Source organism: Microvirga sp. KLBC 81, assembly GCF_003075415.1.
Lineage (GTDB): Bacteria > Pseudomonadota > Alphaproteobacteria > Rhizobiales > Beijerinckiaceae > Microvirga.
Genome location: NZ_QDAH01000043.1, coordinates 1 through 15423, shown reverse-complemented (window position 1 = coordinate 15423; position 15423 = coordinate 1). Strand labels below are relative to the sequence as shown.

The window sequence follows — 15423 nt, the reverse complement described above, 5'->3', positions numbered from 1 at the left end:
CCTTTTGGTCATGTTATTGCGTCCTTGAATCGGCAGACGAGGAAGGCCTGATGAACCACGTGGTTCTGCTCGGCGACAGTGTGTTCGATAACGGCGCCTATGTGCAGCGGGGGGAACCCGATGTGCTGGCTCAGGTTCGGGCCAAACTCCCGAATGGTTGGCGGGCTACGATGCATGCCGTGGATGGAGCCGTCACCACAGGGGTCGAGCGCCAACTAGCCCGCCTTCCGGAAGATGCAAGCTACCTCATCCTGAGCGTCGGCGGCAACGATGCCCTCGGCAACAGCGCTATCCTGCGCGAGAGCGCCCGCTCCGTCGCCGAGGTCATGACCCGGATTGCCGACGTTCGGGATTCCTTTGCGCGCAGCTATCGCAAGATGCTGGACCTGGTCGTAGGATTCCGGCTGCCGACGGCGATCTGCACCATCTACGATGCGCGCTTTCCTGACCCTCAGGAGCAGCGCCGGGTGGTGGCGGCCTTGTCCGTCTTCAATGACGTGATCACCCGTGAAGCCTTCTCCCGTCGGCTTGCCCTTATCGATCTGCGTCTGATCTGCAACGAGTACGACGATTATGCCAACCCCATCGAGCCTTCGGCTAAGGGAGGAGACAAGATTGCCGCCGCTATCGCACAGGTGGTAGCCGGAAACACGATCTTCCCACGCTCGCAGGTTTATGCCGAATGACAGCCTAGCTGGCGCGCAATTGCGAGCCGCCTAGAAGCGAAGCAATAACATGTGCTTTGCCTTGGAAAGTGCTTGGGAGTGTTTGCGTTATTTCACTGCATTATGAACAACAGATAAATATTCAAGCTTCTTGAGTAAAGTATCGCTTTGAAATTGAAACCTTTCTTCATCTTCGAAATTAGTTTTGCAAGAATTGTGCTTGCCTTTTTTCGAAGAGGTCGATCATGAAGAAGGCGATCCTGCTTACGAGCGCTGCCTTGCTAACCTTTGGCAGCATCAGCTCGGCTCAAGCTCAAAGAATCTATCGCGGCGATGGCTGGCGTGGCGGCTATTACCATCATCACCATCATCGAGGCTGGGGAAGTGGTGGCGCCCTTGCCGCGGGCCTGGTCGGTGGTGCCCTGTTGGGCGGCCTTATCACGGCAGCTGCGACTCCAGCCTATGCCTATCCTGGCTATGGCTATCCCGCTTACGGGTACAGCTATCCGGCGTATGGCTACCGCTATGGGTATAGCTATCCGGCCTACGGGTACAATTATCCGGCGTATGGCTACCGCTATGGCTATAGCTACCCCGCCTATGGCTACGGCTATGGTCCCTATAACTATGGCTATGCGGCACCTGTAACCACGCGCGTGGTCTACGCGCCGGCGCCGGTCTACCGCACCCGTGTCGTCTACCGCCAGCCCGCCTATCGCACCCGTGTGGTGTATCGCGAGCCGCGTTATCGCGTGCGGACCGTCTATCGCCGCGACGGCGAGCGTGCCCGCGTGGTTCGAACCGTGCGCCGCGGCGACGTGGTCACGACCGGTTCCGTCCGCGAGCGCCGCTATATCCGGAGAATGAACTATTAAAGCCGAAGTACTGTTCGCCAAAACAAAAACCGCCCCCGGTGAGGAGGCGGTTTTTCACTTCTGAGCAACTCTGCCCGGAAGATTACTTAATCTTGGCTCAAGTGAATAACAGTTCCGCGTTGTTCCAGGCTGACCCAAGTCACTGTTTTTAAAAGAAAATTGATTTCGCTCTGTTGCGCATTGTTCCGCCAAGTGCCATGATTCTGTGACCCCGGTGTGACCCGAGATCCAGAAGGCGAGTTCACATTATGCCTGCCCGTTCCCTGACAGATGTTGAGGTTCGCTCTTTGCGAGCCGCCCCCGGCCAACGCCTCATCGTGTACGACGCGAAGGTGTCCGGTCTGTGCCTGCGGGTCACTGCAGGCACAAAATCGTGGAGCTTCATCTACCGGCCCAAAGGCGACCCCAAGCAGCGTCGGTACACCATTGGGGACTATCCCAGCTGGTCGTTGGCGGCGGCGCGGGAGAAGGCTCTTGGCCTCAGGAGGCTTGTCCAAGATGGCCAGGACCCTGTTGCGACCGCCAAGGCAAAGCGGGAGGCTCTTTCCGTTGCTGGCTTGGTCGACCGATACCTTGATCGTTATGCGAAGGCCAAGCTCCGGTCGTGGCGCGATTATGAAGCTACGCTGAAGCGGGACGTGATCCCCGTCCTCGGGCCACTGAAGGCTGAGGACGTGACCCGCCCGCAGGTCGCCGATCTGCTTGACAAGGTCCATGCACGGGCACCCGTGGCAGCAAACCGCGTGCAGAACATGCTTTCATCAGTTTTCTCATGGGCCCTGTCTGAAGGGCTCGTCACCGCGAATCCGGTCGCTGGCTTACGGAAGCGAGCTGCTGAGGTCGCAAAAGCTCGGGTCCTCAGCGATGATGAAATTCGCACGTTTTGGTCAGCAACTGAGGAGATTGCTCCTGCCTATCGGGACACGCTGCGGTTGATCCTCCTCACAGGTCAGAGACCCGGCGAATGTGCTGGCCTCCGGGCGGAGGAGGTCGATCTGCAATCCAGCGTCTGGACCCTTCCGCCATCCAGAACCAAGAACAAATCGGAGCACCAACTGCCGCTGGTTGGAGCAGCCCATGAGATTCTCCAGCATTTGGCGGAGCAGGGCGCGCGGACCGGTGCCTTGATATTGACCCCGCGCGGGAAGGAACTCACGTCCCAAAACTTGGCCAAAGCCTGTGAGCGGCTCCAAGACAACTTCGCAACTCCCTTCACGGCGCACGACCTGAGGCGGACGGCGGCGACCCTCCTCGGACGCCTTGGTATCGATCAGATGACCATTGCTCGCGTCTTGAACCATGCGAGCACAACTAAAGCCACGGTGACGGGCAGCGTTTATGACAGGCACCACTATCTTTCGGTGAAGAAGAGGGCTCTGGAGGCGCTCGATGGCGAGATCATGAGGATCACGACAAGCACAACGCTCTCTCTGAATGTCATACAACTGCAGCGGGGTTCGTAATCGCTGTGTCGGTCCCGGACTTCACGCCAGAGCAGGAGGAGCGGCTTTGCAAACTCCTAGGGTTGAGAAACGAAACGGAGATCGTTCGCGTCGAAGGAATCATTACAGGATATGTTTTCGCGGTGCCGTTCTTTCAGGATCTCCGCCGGAAGGCTCCCCGAACTTTCACAGCGGCACGTATTTGGATTGAAGATGTGCGCCATCATGCCCGTATGCTCGCACGTCTCCTGCGGGAGGGACCGGTGCGAACTGCGATATTGATCGAGGGACGAGACGCGATGCGTGAGCGCCTTTCTAAACCGAGGTCGGATAGCGAAAGCTTTGAGTGTGATAGCATCGGGATCGTGAGCGACTTCAGTTCTCAACTGGATAAGATTGTGGAAGGCGCGGGAGCTTTTCTCAAGAATGACGAGGATCTTCGCCACTTCTTTGATCTGCAGTTTGCGACCGAAAAGTCGGTGATCACGACTCTCCTATGGCCAAGATTATTTGAGCTATGGGAGCAGGCTGGCCGTCGAGTTGCTCATACGCCGGAAGGACCGCTTTTTCGCTTCCTCAACCTCGTTCATGAGGTAGGCAATCTTCCCGAACCTAAACATAGCACCTTCAAAGATGCTGTTGCTCGTTGGAAGCGCGAAGAACAGTCAAAGAGATACCCAGGCGGCGCGCGGTGGCGCGAGAAGGGGGATTAAGGTTGAAGCATCGGCATGGTGGCGTGAGCCAGAATTAGTTGCTCCGCCACCATGCCGGAGCGACCGCGCCTATGATCAATATGGTGTCTCACGAACCAAGGAGACATCGACATGCACAGCACCCCCCGGCTTATTTCTGAGAAGCATACATGCCTGAAGACCGGGCTTGGTCGGTCGACGATCCGCCGCAAGGTGGCAGCACAGCAGTTTCCCGCCCCAGTCCAGGTTACGAGCAAGCGCATTGCTTTCATCGAGGCCGAAATCGATGAATGGATCACGTCTCGCCCACGCGTGGGCGAGGGGGGGCGGCGCGAGAGAAGCTGATCTTCTAGTGTCCCTCTACCGATTGGAAGTTGGGGGCGGGTCCCTGCTGTAAGGCGGCGCGACGGACCATTGATCAACTCGACATTTGCTTCAGTCCACTCGGCTCCATCCGCCTGCAAGCGGGCAATTAGGGCCGGTCTGTTGCTGTCTTACAAACAAAACGCCGGGTGGGATGTACGTCCTGCCATGATGCGAAGGACTCGCCAGTGCGCAATCCTGAAAACACGCGTGCGCATCACCGTGAAGCAGCCAACACAGGAAAATCCCGACTCGGTCAAAGAGGCGGTTTCTCCCGAATGCCCTCTATCATAATGGGCAAACTGAGGAAACTCGCTGCGTTACGGCGTCGGCACGGCATTCCCATCAATCTGCACGGCTGGGCGCAGGTTATTGCCGCCGAACTCGACGACTTCAATTTGGTGAGCCTGCGACATCAGTGTTGCAGGATCGGACTTGCCAATCTGGCGTCGCATCTGGCGCAAGAGATTATCGCTCGGGAGCAAGAGCGCAGGCAGCGGGGGCGTCACCTCTCGCTCAAGCAGCGGGGCGAGCTGCTGGAGCTTACGACCGCCGAGCGCGATGCGATCGATTTCTGGTTGGCCTACGCCATTGACGAAACACCCGAGGCGGGACGCAAGCGCCGCGCCCGCGAGCGCGCTCAAACGGCTGAAGGAGCCGCGAAGAACGCCGCTCGCAACGCGAGGAGGAAAGAGCGCGACCGCAACCGCAAGGCGGCCCAGCGGCTGGCAGAGGGACGCCCGACACAAGAGGACCGATCCCGCGCGGCGGCGGAGCGCCGGGCAGCTATCGAGGCTTCGGGCTTGTCTCAGGCGTCCTACTATCGGCAACTCAAAAAGGCCGAAAACGAGAAAGTCGGTTCCGCTGAGAATGTCGGTTCCACAAGGGAGCATAAGAGGAGATTAAATAGGTCGAACAGAGGCGACACGATTTCCAAGATTATCGCCCATCTGGAACGGGCGAACAGGGAGCGTGACGTTCGCCTTGGGGCTAACATCACGCTCCCCGTTCCCCCTCCGCCGTTGACATACTCCGTCAATGACAGACGCGATGCAGCGGGCGTGATAGCGTCCCCAGCTCCCAAGCTGGGAGGCGCTGTCACGATCCGCCTTAAGGTCGCATCATGACGGCCATCGTTCAGCGCCTCTTCAATCTGGCTAAGGTGCTTGAAACCTGCGCACCGCTAGCCGATGAAGACGCGCGTCTTCTCGCTTCAGTCATTCGAGGCGTCATCACCGGTCAGCCGGTCGAGCCGGTTCTTGGCTTGGCGCATGGCCCCGGCCAGCGCACCCTTGCCACCCAAGCCGCCCTTGCCCTGCGCAACGATCTTCTGCGCGAGGCGGCAATCAGGTTCTATCCTGATTTGCCGCCCTCTGCGCAGGCGCGCGAGCTGGCCCGTGATCTGCAAAGATACGCAGCAACTGGCTGGCTGCGCGAACGCATGCACGATGCATGCCCAGTTCGTCACGTAGGCAAGCAAGGTGAACTGCTGTGGCGCATTCTTAAAGCCAGAGATAATCCACTCAGGCCGCGCGCAATTCGAAAGATTTTGGCACTGAAATAAGCGTTTTCAGTGCCATGGTTCAGGTGCATCCTTGTTCTTGGGAAATAAGGATGACCTGACCATGAAGCTCTGGGATCGAGCTGTTGATGCCGTGAACGCCGCGCTCTCTGTATCGCCATTGGCCGTTAATGGTGACCCGGTCGATGATCTGCGTGCTGAGGCGCGTGACAAACTTTTAAATCTACGCCAGCAGGCGAAGGATGCTCACGCGGTTCTCGTTAGCCTGACCGGTGAACTCAACGAGCTGCGCAACGAGAAGCAGCAGATCGATAGTCACATTAAGCGGCTGACCATGGGGGCGGGTGCCGGGGGCTTCCAGATCGCTCCCGATCATCCGACCGTGACAGCCGAACAGGCGAAGGCTGCCCGCATCGGCGACGAGATGGTGCGGCTCAACAGCCTGTATGACGCGCGGTCCTCCCGTTGGCAGGATTTGGCACGGCTTGTTTCCGGTCTCGACGCTTGGGTTAAGGGCCAAGGAGGCCGTGAGCTGGTGGCTCATGTCGCTCCGGTCCCGAAGCTCCAACGTGGTGAAACCCCTTCAGATGCGGTCGAGCGATGCCGTCGCCGTCTGCGTGAGCTGCACGCTGATCTTGCTCGTGTCGAGGCCGCGCCAATTCCGAGTGCACAGGCGAAGGAGGCCGCCCAACGCGAGGTTGCGCGCCTTGCAGCGCAAGGTTGCCCGAACGTTGGTGCTCTCGTGGAGGCTGGGGCGAAGATCGAATGGCCGATGAGCCGTGCCGACGTTGCCATGTGGGCTGATGGCAAACCATCCCCGCATGTGCCGCTTGTTCGGACAGTTGACCCGCTCGCTCTCGCCGCATGGCTCAATCCCAGTGCCATGACCGCCGCCCTTGAGCGCGAGATTGACGAGCTGGCCGATGATGCCGCCGCGCTGACCGACGAGGCCAGAGCCGCGAAGAGAGCCGAAGTTCTCGCCGATCTGCTGGCTGTCGAGCGCGACGAGGAAGCCTTCATCATCATGGCCGCTGCCTCGGGCATCGAGATCATGCGTCGCCCCGATGCAAGTCCGCTCGCCGTGCTTGGTCTGTCCGGCTCGTGACATGGGACAGCCACGAGCGTGACAGGGCTGTCACGCCCTCCGGTCGGAGTGCCCGAGGGTCCCTAGCCCTAAACGCGGAGAGGGCGAACGGGAGGCGCAGGCTTTTCCTAGGCAAGGAAATTTTATCAACGCTCCACCACGAGGAGGCCAGAGATGGCAATGCAGAAGCAGTTATGGAGCCTGAGCGCCTTGGCCGTCGAACTGAACAGGGACCGGCGCACGGTCGCGAAGGCTCTCGACGGTATCTCCCCGGATGGCCTCGTTGCAGGCAATCGCGCTTGGCACCTCCAAACGGCCCTTAAGGCGCTCAACCTCGGCGATCCTGCGCCCGCCGCAAGCCGAAGCGGCGGGAGCGGGATGGTCGAGAACATCAAGCACAGGCTCGCGAACTGGAAGACGATCCATGACGACAAGGAACCGCCCGCCCTACCCATCGAAGTCGTCGCCGAGGTGATGGATGTACGGGTCTCGACGGTTCTAGCGTGGCTGCGCGCTGGCTGTCCGTACCTCAAGGCGGGAAGCTGGGCGAACGGCTCCGGCTTCAAGCTGCATTATGCATGGATCGTTGAATGGAGTGTCATGGTTGCCGAGACTGTCGCGCGGTCCGGTGATGCCGACCTTTCCCGCCAGCTTGGGTTCAACGGCACAAGATCAGAATAGACGGGGGCTTTCCGAGGGGGGCTCCGACCCTCGCCCTGTCTGCCGCCTCCGGTTCTCGTCATGGCTGGAGGCGGCAAGCTTCTGAATTGTCTGCTTCGCCTTCGCGGATCGTGGTGGTGGGAGGCGCGTCAGATGTATGCACGCCTCCCGTATCCACCTTTTTGCCTTTGTCATCATCCGTCAGGCCAGTGTAGGCTTTCTGTCTTAATTCAGGAGCGTAGACATGAAGCGGACGTCCTGGGGACCGACCCCTGGTCAGATTGCCCGTGCCAAGGGATGGGTGTCGCCGCATCGCTTAAAATACAGAACCGGAATGACGCTTGGTCAGGCTCAAGCTGCTCTTCAGGAGGCGTGCCGCCGAGGGGAAATCTACCAAGCTTCGGACGGAAGATATTATCCTAATCGATTTGTAATCCCTTCAATGAGATGGGAAAGGACAGCTAGACAGGGGTCGGGCAATGTCGTTTGGGCGAAGAAATCCCGTTTAGACCACGGATCGCCTCCTGCCTATCAACCTTCTGTCCTCCCTGAGACTGTCCTCCCAGAAGTCGTCGCCGCAGCCTCCACCGCTCCTATCGCCTCAGCGCCCGGAACATCAAGGATCGCTGAACTGCGCGAACGCTTCGGAACGACGCTGGACCTCTGGGCCAACGGCGACAAACTCGAACCACCGAACCCCAAGCCTGCCTCGACGGTTTCAAGCACCTCCACACCCGCCTCAATCTTCGATACTCCCACGGCCTCCACTCCGGGGAAGTCTAGGATTGCGGAACTGCGCGAACGGTTCGGAACGACCTTGGGACGTTGGGAGAAGGACGGAAAGTGACGTCCTGCACATGACCATAACTTATAGCGCATAGGCTTGATCAGAGCTTACACCCCCAAGAGCAGTTAAGTCTCTAGAGGACGCATGAACGAGACTTTTTCCCTCCTAGCTCCACGTCGGCAAGGCGAGGCGCACCGGACTGCACGAGCCGCCTATCCATTCCGGTGTTGCGTTGTTTGCGGGCTTCAGGTCCCAACCTGTCTGACAGTCGCTCATCTCGACCACGCGGCAGGCAACAATGACCCGGATAATCTCGCCTATCTCTGCCACACCCATCACTGGATGTACGATGCGGGGTTGTATCCGCTTGAGGCGATCAAGCTACTGCGGGCGCACTGGCAGCAGACGGAAGGCAAGCCAACCCATGCCGCCCGAATGAAGGACGCTGGTGCAAAAGCAGCTGCTACCCGAAAGCGAAGGACAGCAGCGCGGAAGGCGTGGGAAACGCGACGTCAGCAGGCCGAAACTTAAGACACTTGGCAACCACAAACTGTTCGGCGCTGCTCAAAGGGCTTTGAAGTCTAGGTGAGCACGGACAGGATCACGACCGAGGGAAAACCATTATGGCAGAGCCAGAAGACGAGCGGGAGGCAGGCGGGAGGGACGAACCCTTCCAGGTAAAACGCCATGGAAAGTATGAGTTTTCCCACGATCTGAACCGTAGGATCTTCGTCGTCGATGGCTACACAATCTATCGAGTTGTCAATCGGAATAGCCCCCGACCGGAGCAGCAGTTCGGCTTCCTTCCAGGCCGGAAGAAATGGACGAACCGTATCGAGGCCGAAGAGGCCGCCAAGCGAGCAACCGAAGGCTGGACCGAGGGGATCGAAATTGCGGTCGGATACCTACCCTATGAACACATTGATCTCAATGGCAACAGCTATCCCGATGAATACACGGATCCCAGCTGGGGATGATCATCGATCCTTAAAGGCTACTCAGACACTCGGAGAGTGCGTTGGGCAGGAGCGAACGCTTCGTGAAGCACTGTCTCTAACAAGCGCCCTCCGATTGCATCAGCATTTGTGATGCTGTTCTCCAGTGGAGTGCAGATCCCCCAAATGAAATACCTGCCACGCCTTTTAAAGGAGGAGCGTTATGAAAGAACCAGAGGACAGTCGGAAAGAAAGCGGAGCGGCTGAACCGTTCCAAGTTAAACGCCATGGGAAGTACGATTTTTTCCCTGAATGGAACCGTAGGCTCTTCGTCCTGGACGGCTACACGATCTATCGGGAACTAAACCGAGACAGTCCTCAGCCGGAGCAGCAGTTCGGCACTCGTCCTGGCCGAAAAAAGTGGGCGAACCGGATCGAGGCCGAAGAAGCCGCAAAGCGGGCGACCGAAGGCCGGATCGAGGGGATCGAAATTGCGGTCGGCTCCTTGCCCGATGACTACGCGGATCCCGACGACTACATGGATGCCAACCGGGACTGATCGTCAAATTTTCCCCCCTATTCCAAAAGCTACTCAGCAGCTTCAAGAACACGGTGGGCAGGTGCAAGCGCCTCGTATAGTACTGCATCCAACAGACGCTTCTTAGCTGCGTCAGTATTTGTAATGCTGTCTTCCAAACGATCACATATCCCCATCAACTCGTTGGCCTTGGCGACAATGCGCTGCTGTTCGGCTAAGGGAGGTAGCGGTATGCTAAGTGCAGCCAGTTCCGCTGAATTCACATTCTTTAGCCCGACCGTTGATCTGATGGGCTTCTCAATCTGGTCGCGCAGGTGATCTGTATTCATTACTAACGAAATAAAGCGAGGCAGCAGATTGTCGACGCTTAATCGAACCCGAACAAGGTACCCGGCATAAGCCATACCTTCCGCAGATTGATCGACTTCCGTTGCGCGACCAACAATGTCGAGACTGCCATTCGATCGAACGACCAGCAGATCACCACGGCGGAGGCTCAGTTCCTCAGCCTCACTCTCTGTCAGCGGCCCATACTTAAGATCCTTCAAGCTAATTTGCCCGCCTGAGACATTTGGAATGCGCAATACGGGTACGCCAACGGTTTCGTAGTCGCACTTCTTCGCCGTCCCGTATCTCATTTCAACCGAGAGTTCACCGAGGTTGGTCCATTCCCAACCCTGCGGCAACTCGAACGGCCGTGCCGAAACTTTGTCATCGCCACCGTCGCTTCGGCGACGCCGAAGGCGCTTCACTGAACCGCGCTTCTCCTTCGCAATTCGCTTAAGCAGTTCCGAGGCTGGCTCATCCTCTGGGGACTGCGGAACCAGCTTGCCACGTGCGGCGAGGTTGAGGATAGCCTTGCGCACTTGAGCGACTTGGTCGGGGCGTACCGTAAGTTCTGGAAGAACGTCGAGCGCAAAGCGGGCGTCGTTCTGAAAAGTGTCCGGATCAGGCGCATTGAGACGTGCTAGGCTCGCAGCCGTCAGTCGATCACGCCTCGCCTCCTCATCCAAGCGCGCCGCTTCCAACTGGTCGCAAAGCGCCATAAGTTCAGCGACTTTCGCCGCGATGCGGCGCTGTTCAGCGAGAGGCGGTAGAGGAATCAAAAGCTTCCTGAGCCCTGATAATGGAACAGTTTTTTGTGCAATACCTGTAGCGCAAGCTGTCGCTTGATCAAACACAAGGCGGCTCTCCATAGAACGAGCCAGGAAGTCTATGTCTACCAGTGAGGAAGGTCGCAAAATGCCGATGTGTCGCTGAACGCAGAACGGCTGACTATCGCGGACTACTACGGGTATACCATACGACCCGACAAGCGTGTACAGCAGGTCACCGCTTGTTGGACGCCGTATTGGATCAAGGGCTTCGTAGTAATGCATCGGCACAAACCTAGATCCGGCGAAGTCAACGCGTTGATTGCGAATATTTCCGATGACCAAGAACGGTATGCCGGTTTCAGCTTTCGGAGGTGGAAGGTGATCCCCATCCGTGACAGAAGTGCAAACCGACTGTAGATCTGTGATTGCCCATCCGTTTGGCACTAGCAAGCCATGATCCGAGTTAGTTAGGTCCGCAACTCGATCCGATTTCTTAAGCCCTCCAGCCTTCACCAACAGTGCCTTCTCGTCCGCAATGCGTGTAAGCAGTTGCGATGCTGGCTCGTCTTTGGGGTCCTGTGGCACGAGCTTGCCGCGTACGGCGAGGTCCAGAATGAAGCGACGCAGTTTGGCGATTGCATCGGGCGCATCGGCAATGCGTTCGTAGTGGGCGAGCAGGTGTTCAGCATTCATCGGGCCAGCGCCTCAGCAAGGATGTTCTTTAACTGATCGCGTAATGCTGCCGTTCGAATCTGGGCGGCGCGCAAGTCCTGCCAAAGCGTTTCCGGATCCCCATGATCATCGGCTACTGCATGCGGGTTCTTAAAATCCAGGTTATATCCGCGCGCCTTCACTTCCTCAGCCGTTACCTTCCACGCCTGTGGGCTTGCCTCGCGCCCTTTGCGCTCCTTGCCGCCCCACCAGTCGATACAGCCTTGCAGATGTTCGAAGCGGATAGGCTTCGTCATTGAATAGGCTTTCTGTCCCTCCGGTACTTGGTGCTCGTAGAACCAGATGTCTTTGGTTGGCTCACCCTTCTCGAAGAACAGCAGGTTGGTGCCGATCGAGGCATAAGGTTTGAAGACAGAATTAGGCAGGCGGACGATCGTGTGGAGGTTGCATTCCTCCATCAGGTGTTCCTTGAGGCGTGTCTTGACACCCTCGCCAAACAATGTGCCATCAGGTAGCACCACGGCGGCCCGTCCACCTGGCTTGAGCAAGCGAATGATGAGCGCGAGGAACAGGTCCGCGGTTTCGCGTGTACGGAAATGGGCGGGAAAGTTACTCTCGATCCCGTCCTCTTCTCGGCCACCGAACGGTGGGTTTGTCAAAATGACGTCTACGCGATCCTTTTGCTCCCAGCTGATGTAAGGCCGTGCGAGTGTATTGTCGTGTCGCACGAAACTCGGGTCTTCGATGCCGTGAAGCAGCATATTCGTGACACAGAGCATGTGAGGAAGCTGCTTCTTCTCGACCGCCCGCAGTGCGCCCTGCATCTTCTCCTCATCCTCCGGTCGCTTCACATAATGGTCGCGCATGTGACGTATTGCACAGGTGAGAAATCCGCCCGTGCCACACGCCGGATCGAAAAAGATTTCGCCGGGTCGTGGATCAATTCGGTTAGCCATAAAGGCTGTAACGGCGCGCGGCGTATAATACTCGCCCGCATTCCCAGCTGATTGCAGGTCGTTTAGGATCTGCTCATAAATATCGCCGAAGTGCTGACGTTCCGTTAGATTGTTGAAGTCGATGGCGTTGATCTTGTTAACGACCTGCCGCATCAGCTGGCCCGACTTCATATAATTATAGGCATCCTCAAACACGTCGTGGACGACACGACGGCGATCCCCCGCGTCACCTGTGATCTGCAAGTTTTTGAGCCTGGGGAATAGTTCATCATTGATGAAGGTCAGGAGGGTATCGCCGGTGATACCCTCCGGGTCTGCGGCCCAAGCTCGCCACTGAAACTTTTCCGGAATGGGTGATCGGTATCCGGACCTCATCAATTCGAGTTCTTGGTCCTGATCATCGATGATCTTAAGGAAAAACATCCAGCACAGCTGGCTGATGCGCTGGGCATCGCCATCAACACCGGTATCCTGTCGCATGATGTCCTGGATGGATTTGACGATGGCACGAACGGACATGGATTAGGCAGCTTCCTGATAGAGAGCGGATTGCAATTCGTGAACGGCTCGCTCAAAGCCGCTTTTATCGCCGAATGCCTTAATGAGTTGTACCGGCGTACCAAGGGCCGTGAATGGTGCAATCCGCAGCACGTTAGTATCGTCGAGGTTTAGAACACCCTCGTCGGCATACTTGGCGAGCAGCGCCTCAAGGACGGCACGCGCCTGATGGCCGTATTTCGTGAACACGTCACGCTTCTTCACGTTCTCCGCGCGCTCGCGACGAGTGAGCGGCTTTTTATCGAACGCAACGTGGCAAATTATGTCAAAGGGATCGAGGTCCTTGCCGACCTCCTCAACGAGCGGGTCGAGCAGCAAGCCTTCGGCAGCGAGTTCTTCGATGACGGCCTGCTTACGTTCCTCAGATTTCCAGCGTTTGAGGAAGGTGTCGAGGCTGGCGAAGCGTCTCCTGATCGCCTTCTTAGTAAAGTCCCGCAGGGTTTCAGTGACCAGCTTCCCATCTTCATCGAGATACTCGACGCGCTCAGCAAGGATTGTGGCCCCTATGCCATCGACATAGATTTTGCGTGTTGTGGCGCTAGGAGGTGGAGGATCGACCGGGTTGATTAGGATCGTCTCGCTGCCATCAGGGCCGAGCGGCAGCGGCTCACCCTCGTTTGGTGGCTCATCCTCTGGTGGCGTGATGGATTGCCCAGTATCTGGAGAATAAACTTGCACCGGCTCGCCATCAAACTCGGGGTCGGCGAAATGGTTGGTCGCACCTCGGAAGTCGATAAGAGTGAAGTAGAACTTGCGCGTGTCCTCGTGCACCCGCGTTCCGCGCCCGACAATCTGTTTGAACTCCGTCATCGAGCCAACCTCACGATCGAGCACGATAAGGCGGCAAGTCTGCGCATCGACACCGGTCGAGAGAAGGCGCGATGTCGTGACAAGCACAGGATATTTTGCTTCCGGGTCGATGAAGTTACCGAGTTGCGCTTGACCATCGGCATCGCTGCCCGTGATCCGCATGACATAGCGGTGGTTCTCGGTCATAAGATCGGCATTCTTGTTGATGAGGGCTTGCCGCATTCGCGCGGCATGCTCCTCATCAACGCAAAAAACGATCGTTTTCTGAAATCGGTCACCGCTGTCCTTCAAGAACTCAGTGACCTTCTTAGCCACGAGTTTGGTTCGGTCATCCAGAACCAAGGTCCGATCAAAGTCTTTGCTGTTATAGATCCGGTCCTCGACCTCCTCACCGTTTCGATCGAGCTGCCCCTTCTCGGGCCGGTAACCTTCCACGTCGCGGTCGATGTGAACCTTGATCACTTTGTAAGGGGCGAGAAAGCCGTCGCGGATACCCTGTTTCAAAGAATACGAGTAAACCGGGTCGCCAAAATAGGCGATATTCGAAATGTACTTGGTTTCCTTTGGCGTCGCAGTGAGGCCGATCTGGGTGGCAGAGGAAAAATACTCAAGGATTTCCCGCCATGCCGCATCCTCAGCCGCGCTGCCGCGATGACATTCATCAATAATGATCAGGTCGAAAAAGGTGGGCGAGAATTCTCGAAACAGCTTTTGACGCTCTTCCGGCCCGGTAATCGCCTGATACAGACCAAGATAAATCTCATAGGCGGGATCGATGCGGCGTTTCTTGTCGAGCGCAAGGGTAAGATCGACCTCAGTGCCATCCGCTCGTTCAATGGTCTTCGCCTTAGTCGATAGCTTCGCCATCTTGCCCCCAAAGGGACGGAAGTCGTTTACCATCGTCTGGTCGATCAGAACGTTGCGGTCGGCCAGGAACAAGATGCGCTTCTTGACGCCCGCCTTCCACAATCGCCAGATGATCTGGAATGCGGTGTATGTCTTGCCCGTGCCAGTCGCCATGACCAGCAGGATACGATCGCGACCACTGGCAATTGCCTCGACCGCTGCATTGACAGCATTGACTTGGTAATAACGCGGAGCCTTTCCGCTGCCGTCGTTGTAGTAATCTTGAAGGACGATCCGCTCCGCCTGGTCGGTCAAGCCTTTCCAGTTGCGATAGCGCGCCCATAGATCGACAGGCGACGGGAAGGCGTCCAGGCTGAGCGTTGATTCCAGCGTTGGGCTTGCGCCGGTGCGATCATGGAAAACGAAACCATCGCCGTTTGATGAGAACACAAACGGGATGTCGAGAATATCTGCATATTCGAGGGCTTGCTGAAGGCCATCACCGATACTGTGGCTGTTGTCCTTTGCCTCAATGAGGGCGATCGGGATATTCGGCTTGTAGTAGAGGATATAGTCGGCCCGTTTGCCTTTCCCTCGGCTGACCAACTTCCCACGAACGATGATGCGGCCTTTGGTGAAACTCACCTCTTCGCGAATCTGGGTGAGTTCATCCCACCCGGCGCTTCTGAGCGCCGGTGTGATGAACTTGGTACAGATATCGCGCTCGCTCAGCCCCCGCTTGTCCAGGTTAGCCCCCGAATTCACCACACGAGAGAGGCACTTTCCTCGTTCGCGTGGATTTTGCGCCTGTATTAAGCGCTACATTAAATGCTACAGCTCTTGCTAGAGCAACGGCAGTTCTGACGGAATCGTTGGGGCTATGCGGTGTGGCGGCTTCGTGATTCACTCATCTTGGCTCTC

Annotated in this window: 15 protein-coding genes; 12 read left to right on the top strand and 3 right to left on the bottom strand. The window is 57.4% G+C overall.

Annotation, left to right across the window (positions count from 1 at the left end):
* Window positions 1-50: 50 nt before the first annotated feature.
* The 12 genes from DC522_RS21770 (at window position 51) to DC522_RS21715 (ending at window position 9584) form a co-directional block, all read left to right on the top strand.
* Window positions 51-686: an SGNH/GDSL hydrolase family protein gene (locus DC522_RS21770; RefSeq protein WP_116530724.1), complete on the top strand. Its 636-nt coding sequence runs from the start codon at window positions 51-53 to the stop codon at window positions 684-686.
* A 224-nt stretch (window positions 687-910) separates the two neighbouring features.
* Window positions 911-1540, top strand: a complete 630-nt coding sequence (locus DC522_RS34970) for a hypothetical protein (protein WP_165820242.1) — start codon at window positions 911-913, stop codon at window positions 1538-1540.
* A gap of 248 nt (window positions 1541-1788) precedes the next feature.
* On the top strand, window positions 1789-3003 hold the full coding sequence (locus tag DC522_RS21760; protein ID WP_116530723.1) for a site-specific integrase: 1215 nt from the start codon (window positions 1789-1791) through the stop codon (window positions 3001-3003).
* Between the two features lie 62 nt (window positions 3004-3065).
* Window positions 3066-3695: a hypothetical protein gene (locus tag DC522_RS21750; RefSeq protein WP_165820243.1), complete on the top strand. Its 630-nt coding sequence runs from the start codon at window positions 3066-3068 to the stop codon at window positions 3693-3695.
* A 111-nt stretch (window positions 3696-3806) separates the two neighbouring features.
* Window positions 3807-4019: an AlpA family transcriptional regulator gene (locus tag DC522_RS21745; RefSeq protein ID WP_116530720.1), complete on the top strand. Its 213-nt coding sequence runs from the start codon at window positions 3807-3809 to the stop codon at window positions 4017-4019.
* Between the two features lie 296 nt (window positions 4020-4315).
* Window positions 4316-5164, top strand: a complete 849-nt coding sequence (locus DC522_RS21740; protein WP_116530719.1) for a hypothetical protein — start codon at window positions 4316-4318, stop codon at window positions 5162-5164.
* Complete coding sequence (locus DC522_RS21735; RefSeq protein ID WP_116530718.1) at window positions 5161-5601, top strand: hypothetical protein; 441 nt, start codon at window positions 5161-5163, stop codon at window positions 5599-5601. Before DC522_RS21740 ends, DC522_RS21735 begins: the two co-directional genes overlap by 4 nt.
* Before the next feature lie 61 nt (window positions 5602-5662).
* Window positions 5663-6664: a hypothetical protein gene (locus tag DC522_RS21730; protein WP_133239337.1), complete on the top strand. Its 1002-nt coding sequence runs from the start codon at window positions 5663-5665 to the stop codon at window positions 6662-6664.
* Between the two features lie 153 nt (window positions 6665-6817).
* On the top strand, window positions 6818-7324 hold the full coding sequence (locus tag DC522_RS21725; RefSeq protein ID WP_116530716.1) for a hypothetical protein: 507 nt from the start codon (window positions 6818-6820) through the stop codon (window positions 7322-7324).
* Window positions 7325-8234: 910 nt separating this feature from the next.
* Window positions 8235-8621, top strand: coding sequence for an HNH endonuclease signature motif containing protein (locus tag DC522_RS37355; protein ID WP_371680185.1), 387 nt, complete (start codon window positions 8235-8237; stop codon window positions 8619-8621).
* Window positions 8622-8713: 92 nt separating this feature from the next.
* Entirely contained in the window at window positions 8714-9067 is a 354-nt protein-coding gene (locus DC522_RS21720) for a hypothetical protein (RefSeq protein WP_116530715.1), read from the top strand.
* 181 nt (window positions 9068-9248) lie between these two features.
* On the top strand, window positions 9249-9584 hold the full coding sequence (locus tag DC522_RS21715; RefSeq protein ID WP_116530714.1) for a hypothetical protein: 336 nt from the start codon (window positions 9249-9251) through the stop codon (window positions 9582-9584).
* A 29-nt stretch (window positions 9585-9613) separates the two neighbouring features.
* Here DC522_RS21715 and DC522_RS21710 read toward each other — a convergent pair whose 3' ends face one another.
* The 3 genes from DC522_RS21710 to hsdR are packed head-to-tail and all read right to left on the bottom strand — an operon-like array spanning window position 9614 to window position 15249.
* Window positions 9614-11353 carry a restriction endonuclease subunit S gene (locus DC522_RS21710; RefSeq protein WP_116530713.1) on the bottom strand — a complete coding sequence of 580 codons (1740 nt, stop codon included), beginning with the start codon at window positions 11351-11353 and terminating at the stop codon, window positions 9614-9616.
* Window positions 11350-12807 carry a class I SAM-dependent DNA methyltransferase gene (locus tag DC522_RS21705; RefSeq protein WP_116530712.1) on the bottom strand — a complete coding sequence of 486 codons (1458 nt, stop codon included), beginning with the start codon at window positions 12805-12807 and terminating at the stop codon, window positions 11350-11352. Before DC522_RS21705 ends, DC522_RS21710 begins: the two co-directional genes overlap by 4 nt.
* Before the next feature lie 3 nt (window positions 12808-12810).
* Complete coding sequence (hsdR, locus tag DC522_RS21700) at window positions 12811-15249, bottom strand: EcoAI/FtnUII family type I restriction enzme subunit R (protein WP_116530750.1); 2439 nt, start codon at window positions 15247-15249, stop codon at window positions 12811-12813.
* Window positions 15250-15423 lie beyond the last annotated feature (174 nt).

Excerpts from the sequence above, each read along its gene's own strand:
- DC522_RS21705 (WP_116530712.1), bottom strand. The coding sequence starts at position 12,807 with ATGTCCGTTCGTGCCATCGTCAAATCCATCCAGGACATCATGCGACAG.
- DC522_RS37355 (WP_371680185.1), top strand. The coding sequence starts at position 8,235 with ATGAACGAGACTTTTTCCCTCCTAGCTCCACGTCGGCAAGGCGAGGCG.
- DC522_RS21740 (WP_116530719.1), top strand. The coding sequence starts at position 4,316 with ATGCCCTCTATCATAATGGGCAAACTGAGGAAACTCGCTGCGTTACGG.
- DC522_RS21730 (WP_133239337.1), top strand. The coding sequence starts at position 5,663 with ATGAAGCTCTGGGATCGAGCTGTTGATGCCGTGAACGCCGCGCTCTCT.
- DC522_RS21770 (WP_116530724.1), top strand. The coding sequence starts at position 51 with ATGAACCACGTGGTTCTGCTCGGCGACAGTGTGTTCGATAACGGCGCC.
- DC522_RS21710 (WP_116530713.1), bottom strand. The coding sequence starts at position 11,353 with ATGAATGCTGAACACCTGCTCGCCCACTACGAACGCATTGCCGATGCG.
- DC522_RS21725 (WP_116530716.1), top strand. The coding sequence starts at position 6,818 with ATGGCAATGCAGAAGCAGTTATGGAGCCTGAGCGCCTTGGCCGTCGAA.
- DC522_RS21760 (WP_116530723.1), top strand. The coding sequence starts at position 1,789 with ATGCCTGCCCGTTCCCTGACAGATGTTGAGGTTCGCTCTTTGCGAGCC.
- DC522_RS21715 (WP_116530714.1), top strand. The coding sequence starts at position 9,249 with ATGAAAGAACCAGAGGACAGTCGGAAAGAAAGCGGAGCGGCTGAACCG.
- DC522_RS21720 (WP_116530715.1), top strand. The coding sequence starts at position 8,714 with ATGGCAGAGCCAGAAGACGAGCGGGAGGCAGGCGGGAGGGACGAACCC.
- DC522_RS21735 (WP_116530718.1), top strand. The coding sequence starts at position 5,161 with ATGACGGCCATCGTTCAGCGCCTCTTCAATCTGGCTAAGGTGCTTGAA.
- DC522_RS34970 (WP_165820242.1), top strand. The coding sequence starts at position 911 with ATGAAGAAGGCGATCCTGCTTACGAGCGCTGCCTTGCTAACCTTTGGC.
- DC522_RS21745 (WP_116530720.1), top strand. The coding sequence starts at position 3,807 with ATGCACAGCACCCCCCGGCTTATTTCTGAGAAGCATACATGCCTGAAG.